The 14,196-nt window shown below is 59.2% G+C and carries 15 protein-coding genes; 13 read left to right on the top strand and 2 right to left on the bottom strand.

Annotation, left to right across the window (positions count from 1 at the left end; translation table 11 throughout):
* The 12 genes from JWR17_RS20295 to JWR17_RS20350 all read left to right on the top strand — a co-directional run.
* A partial coding sequence (locus JWR17_RS20295; protein ID WP_299834176.1) for an aromatic amino acid ammonia-lyase occupies nt 1-941 on the top strand: 941 nt, incomplete at its 5' end.
* On the top strand, nt 931-1,356 hold the full coding sequence (locus JWR17_RS20300) for a thioesterase family protein (RefSeq protein WP_299834178.1): 426 nt from the start codon (nt 931-933) through the stop codon (nt 1,354-1,356). The genes JWR17_RS20295 and JWR17_RS20300, both read left to right, overlap by 11 nt.
* A complete protein-coding gene (locus JWR17_RS20305; protein ID WP_299834179.1) occupies nt 1,353-1,955 on the top strand; it encodes an outer membrane lipoprotein carrier protein LolA in 603 nt (200 codons plus the stop codon). Before JWR17_RS20300 ends, JWR17_RS20305 begins: the two co-directional genes overlap by 4 nt.
* A gap of 25 nt (nt 1,956-1,980) precedes the next feature.
* The gene (locus tag JWR17_RS20310) at nt 1,981-4,308 is read left to right on the top strand and encodes an MMPL family transporter (RefSeq protein ID WP_299834199.1); all 2,328 of its coding nucleotides are present in this window, start codon (nt 1,981-1,983) and stop codon (nt 4,306-4,308) included.
* Complete coding sequence (locus JWR17_RS20315; RefSeq protein ID WP_299834180.1) at nt 4,305-5,462, top strand: sodium:proton antiporter; 1,158 nt, start codon at nt 4,305-4,307, stop codon at nt 5,460-5,462. Before JWR17_RS20310 ends, JWR17_RS20315 begins: the two co-directional genes overlap by 4 nt.
* Nucleotides 5,453-6,700: an NAD(P)/FAD-dependent oxidoreductase gene (locus tag JWR17_RS20320; protein ID WP_299834182.1), complete on the top strand. Its 1,248-nt coding sequence runs from the start codon at nt 5,453-5,455 to the stop codon at nt 6,698-6,700. The genes JWR17_RS20315 and JWR17_RS20320 overlap by 10 nt, the downstream gene beginning before the upstream one ends.
* A complete protein-coding gene (locus JWR17_RS20325; protein WP_299834183.1) occupies nt 6,697-7,443 on the top strand; it encodes a class I SAM-dependent methyltransferase in 747 nt (248 codons plus the stop codon). Before JWR17_RS20320 ends, JWR17_RS20325 begins: the two co-directional genes overlap by 4 nt.
* On the top strand, nt 7,440-7,928 hold the full coding sequence (locus JWR17_RS20330; RefSeq protein WP_299834185.1) for a hypothetical protein: 489 nt from the start codon (nt 7,440-7,442) through the stop codon (nt 7,926-7,928). The genes JWR17_RS20325 and JWR17_RS20330 overlap by 4 nt, the downstream gene beginning before the upstream one ends.
* On the top strand, nt 7,925-9,121 hold the full coding sequence (locus JWR17_RS20335) for a beta-ketoacyl-[acyl-carrier-protein] synthase family protein (protein WP_299834187.1): 1,197 nt from the start codon (nt 7,925-7,927) through the stop codon (nt 9,119-9,121). Before JWR17_RS20330 ends, JWR17_RS20335 begins: the two co-directional genes overlap by 4 nt.
* Nucleotides 9,118-9,573 (top strand): hotdog family protein, encoded by a 456-nt coding sequence (locus tag JWR17_RS20340; RefSeq protein ID WP_299834189.1) that lies wholly within the window; start codon nt 9,118-9,120, stop codon nt 9,571-9,573. The genes JWR17_RS20335 and JWR17_RS20340 overlap by 4 nt, the downstream gene beginning before the upstream one ends.
* Nucleotides 9,570-10,298 carry a 3-oxoacyl-ACP reductase FabG gene (gene fabG / locus JWR17_RS20345; RefSeq protein WP_299834191.1) on the top strand — a complete coding sequence of 243 codons (729 nt, stop codon included), beginning with the start codon at nt 9,570-9,572 and terminating at the stop codon, nt 10,296-10,298. Before JWR17_RS20340 ends, fabG begins: the two co-directional genes overlap by 4 nt.
* Nucleotides 10,298-11,524 carry a beta-ketoacyl-ACP synthase gene (locus JWR17_RS20350; protein ID WP_299834193.1) on the top strand — a complete coding sequence of 409 codons (1,227 nt, stop codon included), beginning with the start codon at nt 10,298-10,300 and terminating at the stop codon, nt 11,522-11,524. Before fabG ends, JWR17_RS20350 begins: the two co-directional genes overlap by 1 nt.
* A gap of 46 nt (nt 11,525-11,570) precedes the next feature.
* On the opposite strand, the gene JWR17_RS20355 is transcribed toward JWR17_RS20350, so the two are convergent.
* Entirely contained in the window at nt 11,571-12,467 is an 897-nt protein-coding gene (locus JWR17_RS20355; protein ID WP_299834195.1) for a LysR family transcriptional regulator, read from the bottom strand.
* 154 nt (nt 12,468-12,621) lie between these two features.
* On the opposite strand from JWR17_RS20355, the gene JWR17_RS20360 reads away from it, so the two are divergent.
* Entirely contained in the window at nt 12,622-13,869 is a 1,248-nt protein-coding gene (locus JWR17_RS20360; protein WP_299834201.1) for an MFS transporter, read from the top strand.
* A 140-nt stretch (nt 13,870-14,009) separates the two neighbouring features.
* Here the strand turns inward: JWR17_RS20360 and JWR17_RS20365 are convergent.
* A partial coding sequence (locus JWR17_RS20365) for a uroporphyrinogen decarboxylase family protein (RefSeq protein ID WP_299834197.1) occupies nt 14,010-14,196 on the bottom strand: 187 nt, incomplete at its 5' end.

Genomic DNA, 14,196 nt, shown 5'->3' on the forward strand with positions numbered 1-14,196 from the left:
ACGGCACGGCGGTGATGACCGGCATTGCTTGCCTGGACTTCTCCCGCGCCGATTACCTGCTGCAACTGGCCACGCGGATTACCGCCATGAACGTGGTCGCGCTGGAAGGAAATCCCGAGCACTTCGACGAGCGTCTGTTTGCCACCAAGCCGCACCCGGGGCAGATGCAAGTCGCCGCCTGGATACGCCAGGACCTGGCCATCGACGCACCGACCGCGCCGTTGCACCGTTTGCAGGACCGCTACTCGCTGCGTTGTGCCCCTCATGTACTGGGCGTGTTGGCTGACAGCCTGAACTGGCTGCGCTCGTTTATTGAAATCGAACTAAACAGCGCCAACGACAACCCCATCATCGACGCAGAAGAAGAGCGCGTGCTGCACGGCGGGCACTTCTATGGCGGCCATATCGCCTTCGCCATGGACAGCCTGAAAACCCTGGTGGCCAATGTGGCCGACCTGCTGGACCGGCAATTGGCGCTGTTGGTGGACGTGCGTTACAACCATGGTTTGCCAAGCAATTTGTCCGGTGCCAGCCCTGAGCGGGCAATGCTTAATCATGGCTTCAAGGCGGTGCAGATCGGCACCAGCGCCTGGACTGCCGAAGCACTGAAAAACACCATGCCCGCCAGCGTGTTCTCTCGCTCTACCGAATGCCATAACCAGGACAAGGTCAGTATGGGCACCATCGCTGCTCGCGATGCAATTCGTGTGCTGGAACTGACCGAGCAGGTGGCCGCTGCCGCCTTGATCGCCGCCAACCAAGGGGTTTGGCTACGCAGCCAAGTGGTCGACGCGCGACCATTGCCGCCCGCGCTGGCGACCATGCACAAACAATTGCAGGAGGACTTCCCGCCGGTAATCGAAGACCGTGCGCTGGAGCGTGAATTGCGCCTGTGCCTGACACGCATCGCCGATCGCCACTGGAGGCTGCATGCGCAGTAAGGGCCTGATTCATGCAGACACTGAAGTGTTGGTGCCGTTTTTCGACATCGACATGATGAATGTGGTCTGGCACGGCCATTACATCAAATACCTGGAAATTGCCCGTTGCACGCTGCTCGATCAACTGGGCCACAACTACACGCAGATGCAGGCGTCTGGGTATGCGTGGCCGGTGATCGATCTGCAGTTGCGCTACGTACGCGCCGCGGTGTTCGGCCAACGCCTGAATGTACGGGCCAGCCTGGTCGAGTGGGAAAACCGGTTGAAGATCAATTACCTCATCACCGACGCTGTGACCGCTGAACGCTTGACCCGCGCCACCACGATTCAGGTGGCCGTTGAGATCAGCAGCCGTGAAATGCAACTGGCCTCGCCCAAAATATTCATCGATGCAGTCCTCAGAGCGTTGCCATGAACCCTGTGTTGAAAATGATATGTGCATTAACGCTGATGGGCGTGTCGTCGCTGGTCAATGCCTTCGACCTGCAACAACTCAGCACGCAACTGGCCAAGCCGTCGGTGATTCATGGCGACTTCATCCAGGAAAAACATTTGCGAGCACTGCCGCAACCGCTGACCAGCAAAGGCAAGTTTGTCTTGTCCAAGGACTTTGGCCTGCTCTGGTTGTTGGCCACGCCGCTGAAACAGGACTACCGAATCAGCGCTGCGGGCATTGCCCGACGTGATGCCCATGGCTGGCAACTGTTGCCAAACAAGAGCGCCGGGGCTGAGCAAAACAAGTTATTCCTGGCAGTTCTGCAAGGAGACAGCAGCGGCCTGCAACGGGACTTCGACCTGCAACTCAAAGGCGAAGCCGATGCCTGGCAACTGACGCTAATTCCGCGTTCGCTGTTACTGCAACAAGTGTTCAAGCAAATCAATATTGACGGCGGCGAATTGGTGCAGAGCATCGAACTACTGGAAACCCAAGGCGACAGCACCGTGCTGCGGATGATCGACAGCAGCAGCGCAGAAAGCTTGAGCGACGCGGAGCACCACGATTTTGTTGATTAGGCCCGAGCAGACACACAACCGCTCGATGGAGTATTGGCTGCCGCGCCTGTTCCTGATCGTGCTGCTGGCAGTGCTGGCCCTGGCCGGATGGCAATGGCGCAATGGTCCTCCACTGTCAGCCAACCTGATGGAGTTGGTGCCAGGGTCAACCCCGGACGCTCTTGAATTGCGCGCCGAAGAGCGTATGCAGGAACCGCTCAACCGCGAAATGCTGGTACTGGTGGGCCACGCCGATCAGCCACAGGCTATCGCTCTGGCGCAAAAGCTGGGTGAGCAATGGCAAGCCAGCGGCGTGTTCGAGAAGGTTCAGTGGAACCTCCAGGCGGACTTGCCCGGCGTGCGCCAGCAACTCTTGCAAGGACGCTTGGCGATGCTGTCGCCAACGGACCGCACGCAGCTGATCGAGCAGCCTCAAGCCTTTATCCAGCAGCGGGTGGAAAGCCTGTTTGACCCGTTCGCCGGTTTCAGTCTGGTGTCCAGCCAAGACGACTGGCTCGGCCTTACCGGGCGCATCCAGAATAGCCAGCCGCAGCACGGCTCGGTACAACTGGACGTCGGCAGCGGCGCATTGATCGCGACAGCGGATGGCAAAAGCTGGGTGTTGCTGCGCGCCAGAACCAAAGGCAATGCGTTTGACATGCACCTGCCGATGCAAGTCGCCGACCTGCTCAGCGCAGCACGGGTGCAGGCGCATCAAGCCGATGCGCAACTGCTTGCCGCCAGCGGTCTGTTGTACGCCGCCGATGGCCAACGTCAGGCGACCCGCGAAATAACCTGGGTGGGTGGCGGCGCGACACTGGGCATTTTGTTGCTGCTGTTGTTGGCGTTCCGCCGCTGGCGAGTGCTGCTGGCGTTCGTTCCGGTGTTGATTGGCATGCTCTTCGGCACCGTGGCCTGTGTCGCGCTGTTTGGTCATGTGCATGTCATGACCCTGGTGCTGGGTTCGAGCCTGATTGGCGTGGCGGTGGATTACCCCCTGCACTCGCTGTCGAAAAGCTGGAGCATGAAACCGTGGCGCAGCTGGCCCGCCTTACGCCTGACGCTTTCTGGCCTGAGCTTGAGTCTGGTCACCAGTTGCATCGGCTACCTGGCCCTGGCCTGGACGCCGTTCCCCGCCTTGACGCAAATCGCCGTGTTTTCCGCCGCCGGTCTGGTGGGCGCCTATTTGACCGCTGTGTGCTTGCTGCCAGCGATGCTACACAGCCTGGAGTTGCGCCCGGCGCACTGGCCGTTGCGCATTGCCGAATGCTTGATTAGCTGGCGCCAGGCCCTGCTCCGTCGGGTGCCGACGCCAGTGCTGTTGGCGCTGTTGCTGGTGTTTTGCGCGGCCGGGTTGTGGCAACTCACCAGCAAAAATGATATCCGCCAATGGATTAGCGCACCGCCGCAGTTGCTGGCAGAAGCCCAAGCCATTGCGCGGATCACCGGTTACCAGCCCACCAGTCAGTTCTACCTGGTCCGCGCAGCCAATCAACAGCAACTGCTGGAGCGGCAGACCGTGCTGAGCCAGCGCCTGGATCAATTGGTCAGCCTCGACAAATTACAGGGCTATCTGTCGCTCAACCAATTGGTGAGCCCGCCTTCGGAACAGCGTCGGGTACGCGATGCCTTGAGCAAGTTGCCGTTGTTTTGGCAGCCGCTGATTGATCTCGGGGTTCCTGAAGTTAATTTGCGAACGGAACTGACTCGCCTGCAAATGCTGCCAGACCAAGACATAGACGCCGCACTGGCCGGACCGCTCGGCGAGCCGTGGCGAACGCTATGGCTGGGGCCGACCGCCGACGGTGTCGCAGGCATGGTCAGCTTGCGCGGTTTGAACAACCCGGCGTTGCTGCGAGTGCAGGTGGTGGACATCGAAGGTGTGCAATTGATTGACCGCCTCGGCGACCTGAATAACGTATTTGCCGCCACGCAAATCAGCGCTGCCGAGTTGAAGTTGCTGTCCTGTGGCTTGATCGTGCTACTGCTGATGGTGCCGTTCGGTCTTAAGGGCGCAGTGCGGGTTATCGCGCTGCCTTTGTTAGCGGCGCTGTGCAGCCTGGCAAGCCTCGGCTGGCTGGGTCAGCCATTGACCTTGTTCAGTGTGTTTGGGTTGTTGTTAGTCACCGCCATCAGCGTCGATTACGCCATCCTGATGCGTGAGCAAATCGGCGGGGCGGCGGTCAGCCTGCTGGGGACATTGCTCGCGGCAATCACTACATGGTTGTCGTTTGGTTTGCTGGCCATTTCCAGCACTCCGGCGGTGAGCAATTTTGGCTTGTCCGTCAGCCTCGGCCTGGCCTTCAGCTTCATGCTCGCGCCGTGGGCTGGGCGCCAGCCTCATGCACAAAATGCCAGTGAGCCAGCGCCATGATGGTCGTTCTGTTCTGGCTGATGGCCTTGCTGCTGTTCGCCCTGGCGACTCGGCTGGGTCAATTATTGGGCCTGATCCCCATTGTCAGCCAGTTGCTGCTGGCCACCTTCGGCTTGCCGTTGCTGATGCTGTTTTGGATCGAACCGCAGTGGCAGCTCACCGGGGCACAACTGGTCACGCCGGTATGGCTGAAAAGCCTGTACGGCCTGAGTTTCGCCCTGCTGCTGGGGCATATCCTCAGCGACGTCATCGAACTGCGAATGGACCGGCAAAGCCTGAAAATCGCCGTGCCGAGTTTCTGTGTACCGTTTTGCTGTGGGTTGGCCTGTGCGCTCTGGTTGTTGCCGGAACAAGCCTGGCTCAGCTCATTGGCGGTCGGTCTGGTGTTCGCAATCACGGCGATCCCGGTGCTGTACCTGTATTTGCGCCACATCAATTACCCACCAGCGGCAACCCGACGCCTGGTGCAAACGGCGATTCTGATCGACGTGACCTGTTGGAGTATTTTTGGGCTGGCCCAAGGCAGCTTGCACCTGAGCAGCCTTCTACTGCCGCTGTTGGGCGCTTGCGTACCGTTGCTATACCGGGCCCTAAGACTGCGCCAGCCAATGCTCCATAGCCTGACGTTTTTTGCATTACTGGTGGTGGCCGAGCACTACAGAATCAACGCGCTGATCTTCGGCATCGGTTTCCTGTTCTGCATGGCATGGCTCAAACAGCCTTTCCAGTTGCCAATGACAGCAGCAGTGTTCAAGCGCCTGCAAAACTACCTGGCGATTCCTCTGATCCTCACGTTCGGCATTGTCCAGATTAACGTCCACAGCGCCATGGACAGCCTGGGCTGGTTACAACTGGCTGCGCTGCTGGTAGTGCCCGTCGCTAGCAAAGTGCTGGGCAGTTGGCTCGGCTTGCGCTGGGCCACACCTTCGTATGTGGGCGCCAGCCGCTGGCGTGAAAGCCTTCTGTTGAATATTCGCGGGCTGAGTGAAATCGTTTTCCTTAACCTGCTGCTGCAACAACAGCTGATCAGCCCGGCGCTGTACTTCGCGCTCATGCTCATGGGCTTGATCGCTACGCTGATGCCCGCCCTCGCCGGCATGAACCGAACTTTTGTTAAAAATGCCGAACAGGCAACGGAGCCTTTGTGCCAATAGCTGAATTGGAACGACGTCAGGTTGTGGTCATTGGTGCAGGCCCTTCCGGCGCAATTGCCGCTGCGTTGCTTCAACGCCAGGGCCACGATGTGCTGGTGATTGAACGCCAACTATTCCCGCGCTTCTCCATCGGTGAAAGCCTGCTCTCTCACTGCCTGGACTTCGTTGAAGAGGCCGGCATGCTTGATGCCGTTAACGCTGCCGGGTTCCAAATGAAAAACGGCGCGGCCTTCGCGTGGGGCGACCGTTACTCGCACTTCGATTTTGGCGATACGTTCAGCAACGGCAAGCCGACCACCTTTCAAGTACAGCGCGCCAGCTTCGATAAACTGTTGGCCGATCAAGCTGCATTGCAGGGTGTGGAAATCCGTTATCAGGAAGAGATCATTGCCGCAGATTTTGCGCCGGTAAGCCCATGTCTGCGCGCGCGCCGGGAGGATGGCAGCGAGTACAGCATCGAAGCCGATTTCGTGTTGGATGCCAGCGGTTATGGCCGTGTGCTGCCCCGACTGCTTGACCTCGAAGCGCCGTCGAACTTTCCAGTGCGCCAAGCGGTGTTCACCCACATCGAAGACCGTATCGATGAGCAGCGCTTCGACCGAAATAAGATTCTGGTGACTACTCATCCTGAATACCGCGACGTGTGGTTCTGGCTGATCCCGTTCAGCAATGGTCGCTGTTCGTTGGGCGTTGTGGCCTCGGCCGAACGTTTCAATGACAAGCCCAGGGACCTGGATGCGTGCCTGCAGGCATTTATTGCCGAAGCGCCGGTACTGGAAAAATTGCTGGAGTCCGCCGTGTGGGATACCCCGGCACGGACTATCGGCGGGTATTCCGCCAATGTGAAAACCTTGCACGGTCCGGGCTTCGCCTTTTTGGGCTACGCCGCTGTAGTCCTCGATCCGGTGTTCTCTTCCGGCGTGACCATCGCCATGCGCTCGGCGAGCATGGCTGCGGCGCTGTTGCATCGTCAGTTACTGGGCGAAACCGTCGATTGGCAAAGCGAATTCGCCGTACCGCTGAAACGTGGCGTTGACACCTTTCGGGCGTACGTCGAGGGCTGGTATGACGGCAGCTTGCAAGACGTGATATTCCACCCCGGCAGTTCGCCCGACATCCGCCGCATGATCAGCTCGATTCTGGCCGGCTATGCCTGGGACGAACGCAATCCATTCGTCAACGAGCCTAAACGCCGCTTGCGAATGATCGCGGAAATCTGCGCGAGCGCAGCCGAATGAACAGCGGATACCTGAGCGATAACTACGTCAAGGAAACCCGTTTCGGCTTTTGGTTTCTGCGCAGCCATACATGGCACCACCATGTGTTGCGCGTGGCTATCAACGATTTACGTGGGTTGTTCGGCAGTGCCACCGACGCAGCTCCGCCGGCGAACCCCGTGCTGCTGGATGCCGGATGCGGCCAAGGCAAATCATTTCAATACCTGGCACGGGTGTTCGCCCCCGCACGTTTGCTCGGGGTAGATGCTGATCCAAAAAGCCTGACCCTCAGCCGCGCCGAAGCACGACGCCAGGGTATCAGCGTCGAGCTGACCGGCAGCGATTGCGCGAGTTTACCCATGGCCAATGACAGCATCGACTTGCTGTTCTGCCATCAGACATTCCACCATTTAGTGCAGCAGGAGCAAGCGCTTGCCGAGTTCTATCGGGTGCTGAAGCCGGGTGGTTACCTGCTGTTTGCCGAGTCGACCCAGGCCTACATTGATACCTGGGTGATTCGCTGGCTGTTTCGCCATCCGATGCAGGTGCAGAAGAGCGCGGCGCAATACCTGGATATGCTCCGCAGCCAGGGTTTTGAATTCGGCCCGGACAATGTTTCGTACCCGTACCTATGGTGGAGTCGCTCAAAAGATTTCGGCCTGCTGGAACGATTGGGTCTGCGGCGTCCCGCGCCTTTTGGTCAGCGCGATGAAACCCTGCTCAACGTCGTTGCGCGCAAACCGGTTCAAGGCGACGCACAATGATTGGCCGTCTGCTGCTAAGTGCCTGTCTGCTTTTATTGTGCGCGTGTGCCAGCAAGGCACCGCTGCCGGAGCATTCACCGCACCTCTCGCTGCCCATGCAGCTGCATATCCTGCGCGAGCAAGCCGAGCAGCGGCAGGATTGGCTGTTAGTGATTCAACAGGAAACCGCCGGCCTGCGCTGGTCGTTGATGGACCCGCTGGGCATTCCGGTTGCGCGCCAACGCCTGGTTGACGGCGCGTGGCAGGCTGATGGTTTACTGCCGCCAAACCCGCAGGCCAGAGAGCTGTTCGCTGCACTGCTTTTTGCCCTGACACCCGCCACCGAATTGCACGACAACTATCCGCTGGCGCGGGTTGAAACCGGTCGACGCGACCTCGGTAAACGCTGGAATGTCGAATACCGGCAACCACAGGTGTTCGATCTACATATGGAGCAAGGTGTGACTTACCGCGTCAGCCCCTTGAATGACGAGGTTAGCCCATGACCGCTTACCTTAATGCATTGGGGGTGATTTGCTCCCTCGGCCATGGCCAGGCTGAAGTAGCACGAACGCTGTTCGCGGGCGACAGCTCAGGCATGCGCGACGAAGACGGTTGGGTCGCAGGCCGCCGTTTACCGGTCGCCGCAGTGCGCGGTGAATTGCCGCAAATCCCCCGTGCCCTGGCTGAACACAGCAGCCGCAACAATCAACTGTTGCTGGCCGCCGCGCTGCAGATCGAAGACCAGATTCGACAGGCGATCAAGCGCTTCGGCCCTTCACGGGTTGGAGTGATTCTCGGCACCAGCACCTCAGGCATTGATGAAGCCAGCCGTAGCCTTGGGGTTTATTTGCGAGATCATACATTCCCCGCCGAATACGATTATCAGCAACAGGAACTCAGCGCTCCGGCGAATTTTCTGGCCGCGTGGCTGAACCTCAGCGGCCCGGCATATGTGATTTCCACCGCCTGCACCTCCAGCGCCCGGGCATTGCTCAGCGCCAGACGCTTGCTCGACATGGGCCTGTGCGATGCGGTGCTGTGTGGTGGCGTAGACAGTTTGTGCAAGCTGACGCTGAACGGCTTTTCGTCACTGGAAGCGGTATCGCCCCAGCGCTGCAATCCGTTCTCACGCAATCGCGACGGCATCAATATCGGTGAGGCTGCAGTGCTGTTTTTGATGACCCGCGAACCCAGTGGTGTCCATTCCATAGCCTTGCTGGGCGCCGGCGCCACCTCTGACGCGCACCATATTTCCGCGCCGGAACCCAGCGGCCGTGGCGCACGGGAAGCCATGCAAAAAGCGCTAAGCAACGCGAACCTGTGCGCAGAAGACATCGGCTATTTGAACCTGCACGGCACCGCGACCCAGCACAACGACGCCATGGAAAGCGTCGCGGTGCACGCGATCTTCCCCCAAGGCGTGCCATGCTCCTCGACCAAGCCCTTAAGCGGCCACACCCTCGGGGCGGCGGGCGCGCTGGAAGCTGCGTTTTGCTGGTTAAGCCTGGCGCCGGAAAACGCCGCAAATGCACTGCCGCCTCATCTCTGGGACGGTCAGGCCGATACACACCTACCGGCGCTGCAATGGGTTGAGTGCGGCCAACGCCTGGCGCTCGCCTCGCCTCGTCGATTGATGAGCAACTCCTTTGCCTTCGGCGGCAACAACGTCAGCCTGATTATTGGAGACGCCCCATGATCGACTGGCCAATGAGTGAATTGATCCCCCACGCTGGCAACATGATCCTCATTGATCAGGTGTTGTCGTTCGATGAAGAACAAATACACACCCGCCTGACGGTACGCGGCGGTGGCCTGTTCAGCCGTGTCGACGGCAGCTTGCCTGCGTGGGTGGGTGTTGAACTGATGGCCCAGAGTGTCGCGGCATACGCCGGTTGCCAGGCGCGCAAACATGGCGAAACGATGAAGCTAGGATTTCTGCTGGGTACGCGGAAATTCGAATGCAACGTCGAACACTTCCCCTTGGGCGCTGACCTGACCATCCACGCCTTGCGCTCGTTAGAGGACGACAATGGCATGGGTATTTTTGAGTGCCACCTGACCGGCCCCGGTATCCACGCCACTGCGCGCCTTAACGTATTCTGCCCGCCGCAGACCGCGGACTATCTCGCCGAAGGAGTTCCCGCATGACTGAATCAATACTGGTCACCGGCTCCAGCCGTGGCATCGGCCGCGCCATCGCTTTGCGTTTGGCCCAGTCTGGTTATGACCTGATCTTGCATTGTCGCAACGGTCGGACCGACGCCGAAGCCGTTCAAACAGAGATCCAGGCCTTGGGCCGGGAAGCGCGCATCCTGCAATTTGACGTTGCCGACCGTGCGGCGTGCAAAACCATTCTCGAAGCCGATGTCGACACTCACGGCGCATATTACGGTGTGGTCTGTAACGCGGGCCTGACCCGCGACGGGGCATTTCCGGCACTCACCGACGAAGACTGGGATTTGGTAATGCGCACCAACCTCGATGGCTTTTACAACGTATTGCACCCGGTGATGATGCCAATGATTCGTCGCCGTGCAGCGGGGCGCATCGTCTGCATCACGTCAGTATCAGGACTGATCGGTAATCGCGGGCAGGTCAATTACAGCGCATCGAAAGCCGGGATTATCGGTGCAGCCAAAGCGTTGGCTATCGAACTGGGTAAGCGCAAAATTACTGTCAACTGCGTTGCGCCAGGCTTGATCGACACGGCAATGCTCGACGAGCACGTGCCGGTGGAAGAACTGATGAAAATGATTCCGGCGGGACGGATGGGCACCCCGGAAGAAGTGGCCGGTGCCGTGAATTTCTTGATGTCGGCTGAAGCGTCTTACATCACCCGACAGGTTTTGGCAGTCAACGGAGGCCTGTGCTGATGAAGCGCGTCGTCGTCACCGGCATGGCCGGCATCACTTCATTGGGCAGCGACTGGGCCAGCATAGAAGCTAACTTTATCGCCAACCGCAGCGGCATTCGGCGGATGGATGAGTGGAATCGTTTCACTGAACTCAACACTCGGCTCGCCGGGCCCATTGACGATTTCGTGGTGCCCAAACACTGGAACCGCAAGCAGTTGCGCAGCATGGGTCGAGTCTCGCGCTTGGCCGTCGGCGCTGCGGAACAGGCGCTGCTCGACGCCGGTTTACTGGGTGATGAAATCATTCGCGACGGTCGGATGGGGGTGGCCTGTGGCTCGTCCACCGGCAGTACCGACGAGATCAAGGCCTTCGGCAATATGCTGCTGAACTCCGTGGCTGAGGGTTTAAACGCCAATTCATACGTGCGGATGATGCCCCACACCACGGCGGCCAATATCAGTATCTTTTTCGGCCTGACCGGGCGTTTGATTCCGACGTCCAGCGCCTGCACCAGCGGCAGCCAAGGCATCGGTTACGCCTACGAATCGATCAAGTTCGGTCGCCTGCCCTTGATGTTGGCCGGGGGCGCAGAAGAATTGTGCCCGACCGAGGCCATGGTATTTGATGCCCTGTACGCCACCAGCCTGAAAAACGACGCCCCGCACACCACGCCTCGGCCGTACGACAGCGGGCGCGACGGATTGGTGATTGGCGAAGGCGGTGGCATGTTGGTGCTCGAAGAACTGGAACACGCCTTGGCCCGAGGCGCGCGCATTCATGCAGAAATCGTCGGTTTCGGCAGCAACGCCGACGGCGCTCACTCCACCCGCCCGGAGCAAGTCACCATGCGCCGTGCCATGGAGCTGGCCCTGGAAGACGCCGGGCTAACGCCCGAGGCGATTGGCTACGTTAACGGCCACGGCACCGCCACGGAGCAAGGCGACATCGCCGAAACCCTGGCCACCAGCAGTTTGTTCGGTACACGAATGCCCATTAGTTCGCAGAAGAGTTTTCTCGGCCACACCTTGGGCGCCTGCGGTGCACTGGAGTCATGGTTCTGTATCGAAATGATGAACCGCGACCGCTACATCCACACCCTCAACCTGGACACCGTCGACCCGCAATGCGGCGAGCTGGATTACCTGCGCGGCGAGCCACGGCAGATGAGCAACCAGTTCGTGATGAACAACAACTTTGCCTTCGGCGGCGTAAATACCTCGCTGATCTTCAAGCGCTGGGTGTGACACGGGATAACCGACAACCGTTGAACTGCGCACCATAAATTGGCGCCTACAGAGGTCCGAGTTTTCTCTGCAGCAACTCCACAAACGCCTTGGCCATGGGCGAATGCTGGTCTTTGCGCTGGACCAGCCACACGGCGGTGTTGGCGCCCTCGTCCAGCACCGTGCGATAAACCACGCCGTCGATGCGCATCCGCTGGTATGACGCCGGCAATACAGTCACACCTAACCCGGCAGCTACCAACCCGATAATAGTCATCGGTTCGCCTGCTTCCTGGGTAATCAGCGGACTAAACCCGGCATGACGCGCCAGGCTCAGCAACTGCGCATACAGGCCGCTGCCGTAGGTGCGTGGAAAAAACACAAAAGGCTCGGCAGCCAGCGCTGACAGGTACAACCCCCTCTCACTTCCCGCCGCCAAGGGATGGTCAGCTCGAATAATCGCTACCAGCGGCTCACGGAACAGCTCAACCGCCACCAATGAATCCGGCAACGGCAAGGGTCGCATGATGCCGACCTGAACCGAGTTCTCCACCAGCGCGTCGGCGGTTTCCATACTGGTCATTTCTTGAAGAGCCAAATGAACGGCGGGAAAAGCCTGTCGGAACGCGAAGATTGCCTGAGGGATACTCGAGTTGAATGGCGCAGACGCCGTGAACCCAATCTTCAATTCACCAAGCTGCCCCAGCTGCGCACGACGCGCCACGTCTGCAGCTTTACCTACTTGGGCCAGGATCAGACGTGCCTCATCAAGAAACAACCGGCCAGCCTCGCTCAGTTCGACCCGACGGTTGGTGCGCTCAAAAAGCCGCGCGCCGACTTCTTTCTCCAGGGCCTGAATTTGTTGACTTAACGGTGGTTGGGAAATACCCAGAGCCAGCGCGGCCCTGCCGAAGTGCAGCTCTTCGGCCACTGCGATGAAGTACCGCAGATGACGTAATTCCATGAACTCACCATTAGGTCGTTTTAAATATTAAACAGGTCGAACAATATATTGGAAAGAATCATTAGCGGACTATATTCTTTTCACATTGCTTGTCGCTCACCCCATCGAGGTCATTGTGAAAACTGCGGTTGCTCCACCTTCCGAAACTGCTGACATCCAAGGTCGTCGGTCCGCCTCCGCCACTGAAGGTGCCGCTGCACTTGCGGAGATCTACACCGAAAAAGGCACACCGCTGTTTTTGCGCACGGTGTTAGCGCTGTTTTCAGGCGGTTTTGCAACGTTCACCCTGTTGTATTGCGTGCAGCCACTGATGCCGGTGCTGTCTCACGAATATTCGATTAATGCCGCCCAGAGCAGCCTGATTCTGTCTGTCGCCACCGGCATGCTCGCCTTCGGCTTGCTGATCACTGGCCCCATTTCGGATCGACTCGGGCGCAAGCCGGTGATGGTCACGGCGCTGTTTTGCGCAGCGTTGTTTACCCTGCTCGGTGCGGTCATGCCAACCTGGGAAGGCATTCTGTTGATGCGGGCGCTGGTGGGTCTGTCGCTGAGCGGTCTCGCGGCAGTAGCAATGACCTACCTTAGCGAAGAGATTCACCCGCAGCACATTGGCCTGGCCATGGGCTTGTACATCGGCGGCAATGCCATCGGCGGGATGAGCGGCCGAGTTATCACTGGTGTGCTGGTCGATTACGTCAGTTGGCACACCGCAATGCTGGTGATCGGTAGTGTATCGATGATCTCGGCGGCGGTGTTCTGGAAAATCCTTCCGGAATCACGCAACTTCCGCCCCCGCTCACTGCACCCGCGCAGCCTGCTCGATGGCTTTACCTTGCAATTCCGCGACGCTGGCCTGCCATGGCTGTTCCTTGAAGGCTTCCTGTTGATGGGCGCTTTCGTCACGATGTTCAACTACATCGGTTATCGCTTGCTGGCGGACCCGTACCATTTGAGCCAGTCCTTTGTGGGGCTATTCTCAGTGGTGTACCTGTCAGGCATTTATAGCTCTGCCAAAATCGGCGCCCTGGCCGACAAACTTGGTCGTCGCAAAGTGCTCTGGTCGGTCATCGTGTTGATGCTGGCGGGACTGGCGCTGACGATGTTCAGCCCTTTATCCATGGTCATTGTCGGTGTAGTGATGTTCACCTTCGGCTTCTTCGGCGCCCACTCCGTGGCCAGCAGCTGGATCGGCCGCCGCGCAATTAAAGCCAAAGGCCAGGCATCCTCGCTTTATCTGTTCTGCTACTACGCAGGTTCCAGCATCGCCGGCACTGCAGGCGGCGTGTTTTGGCATTACGCCGGCTGGAACGGCATCGGTATATTTATCGGCGTGCTGCTGTTGGCCGCGCTGGCCGTTGCACGACGCCTGGCCAAGCTGCAACCCTTGGCGGTGAATGCATAGGTTTGGTCACAACTGGAACGCTGGCCAATCCACCGTAGGAGCCGACTTGTTGGCGATATAAGCAGCAGCGCGGTGTCTCAGGTACACCGTAGCGCCTGTTTGATCGCCAACATGTTGGCTTCTACAGATTTTCCCTCACGTTACCGGTGATACTGCGCCGACATTTCGTGCACGGCTTCCATGAACGCACCCGCGTGGGCCGGGTCGACTTCCGGGGTAATGCCGTGGCCGAGGTTGAACACGTGGCCGGTGCCGTGGCCGTAGCTGGCGAGGATGCGTGACACTTCGTTGCGGATGGCCGCCGGGTTTGCGTAAAGCACGGTTGGG

It is taken from the genome of Pseudomonas sp. (assembly GCF_028293835.1).
GTDB lineage: Bacteria > Pseudomonadota > Gammaproteobacteria > Pseudomonadales > Pseudomonadaceae > Aquipseudomonas.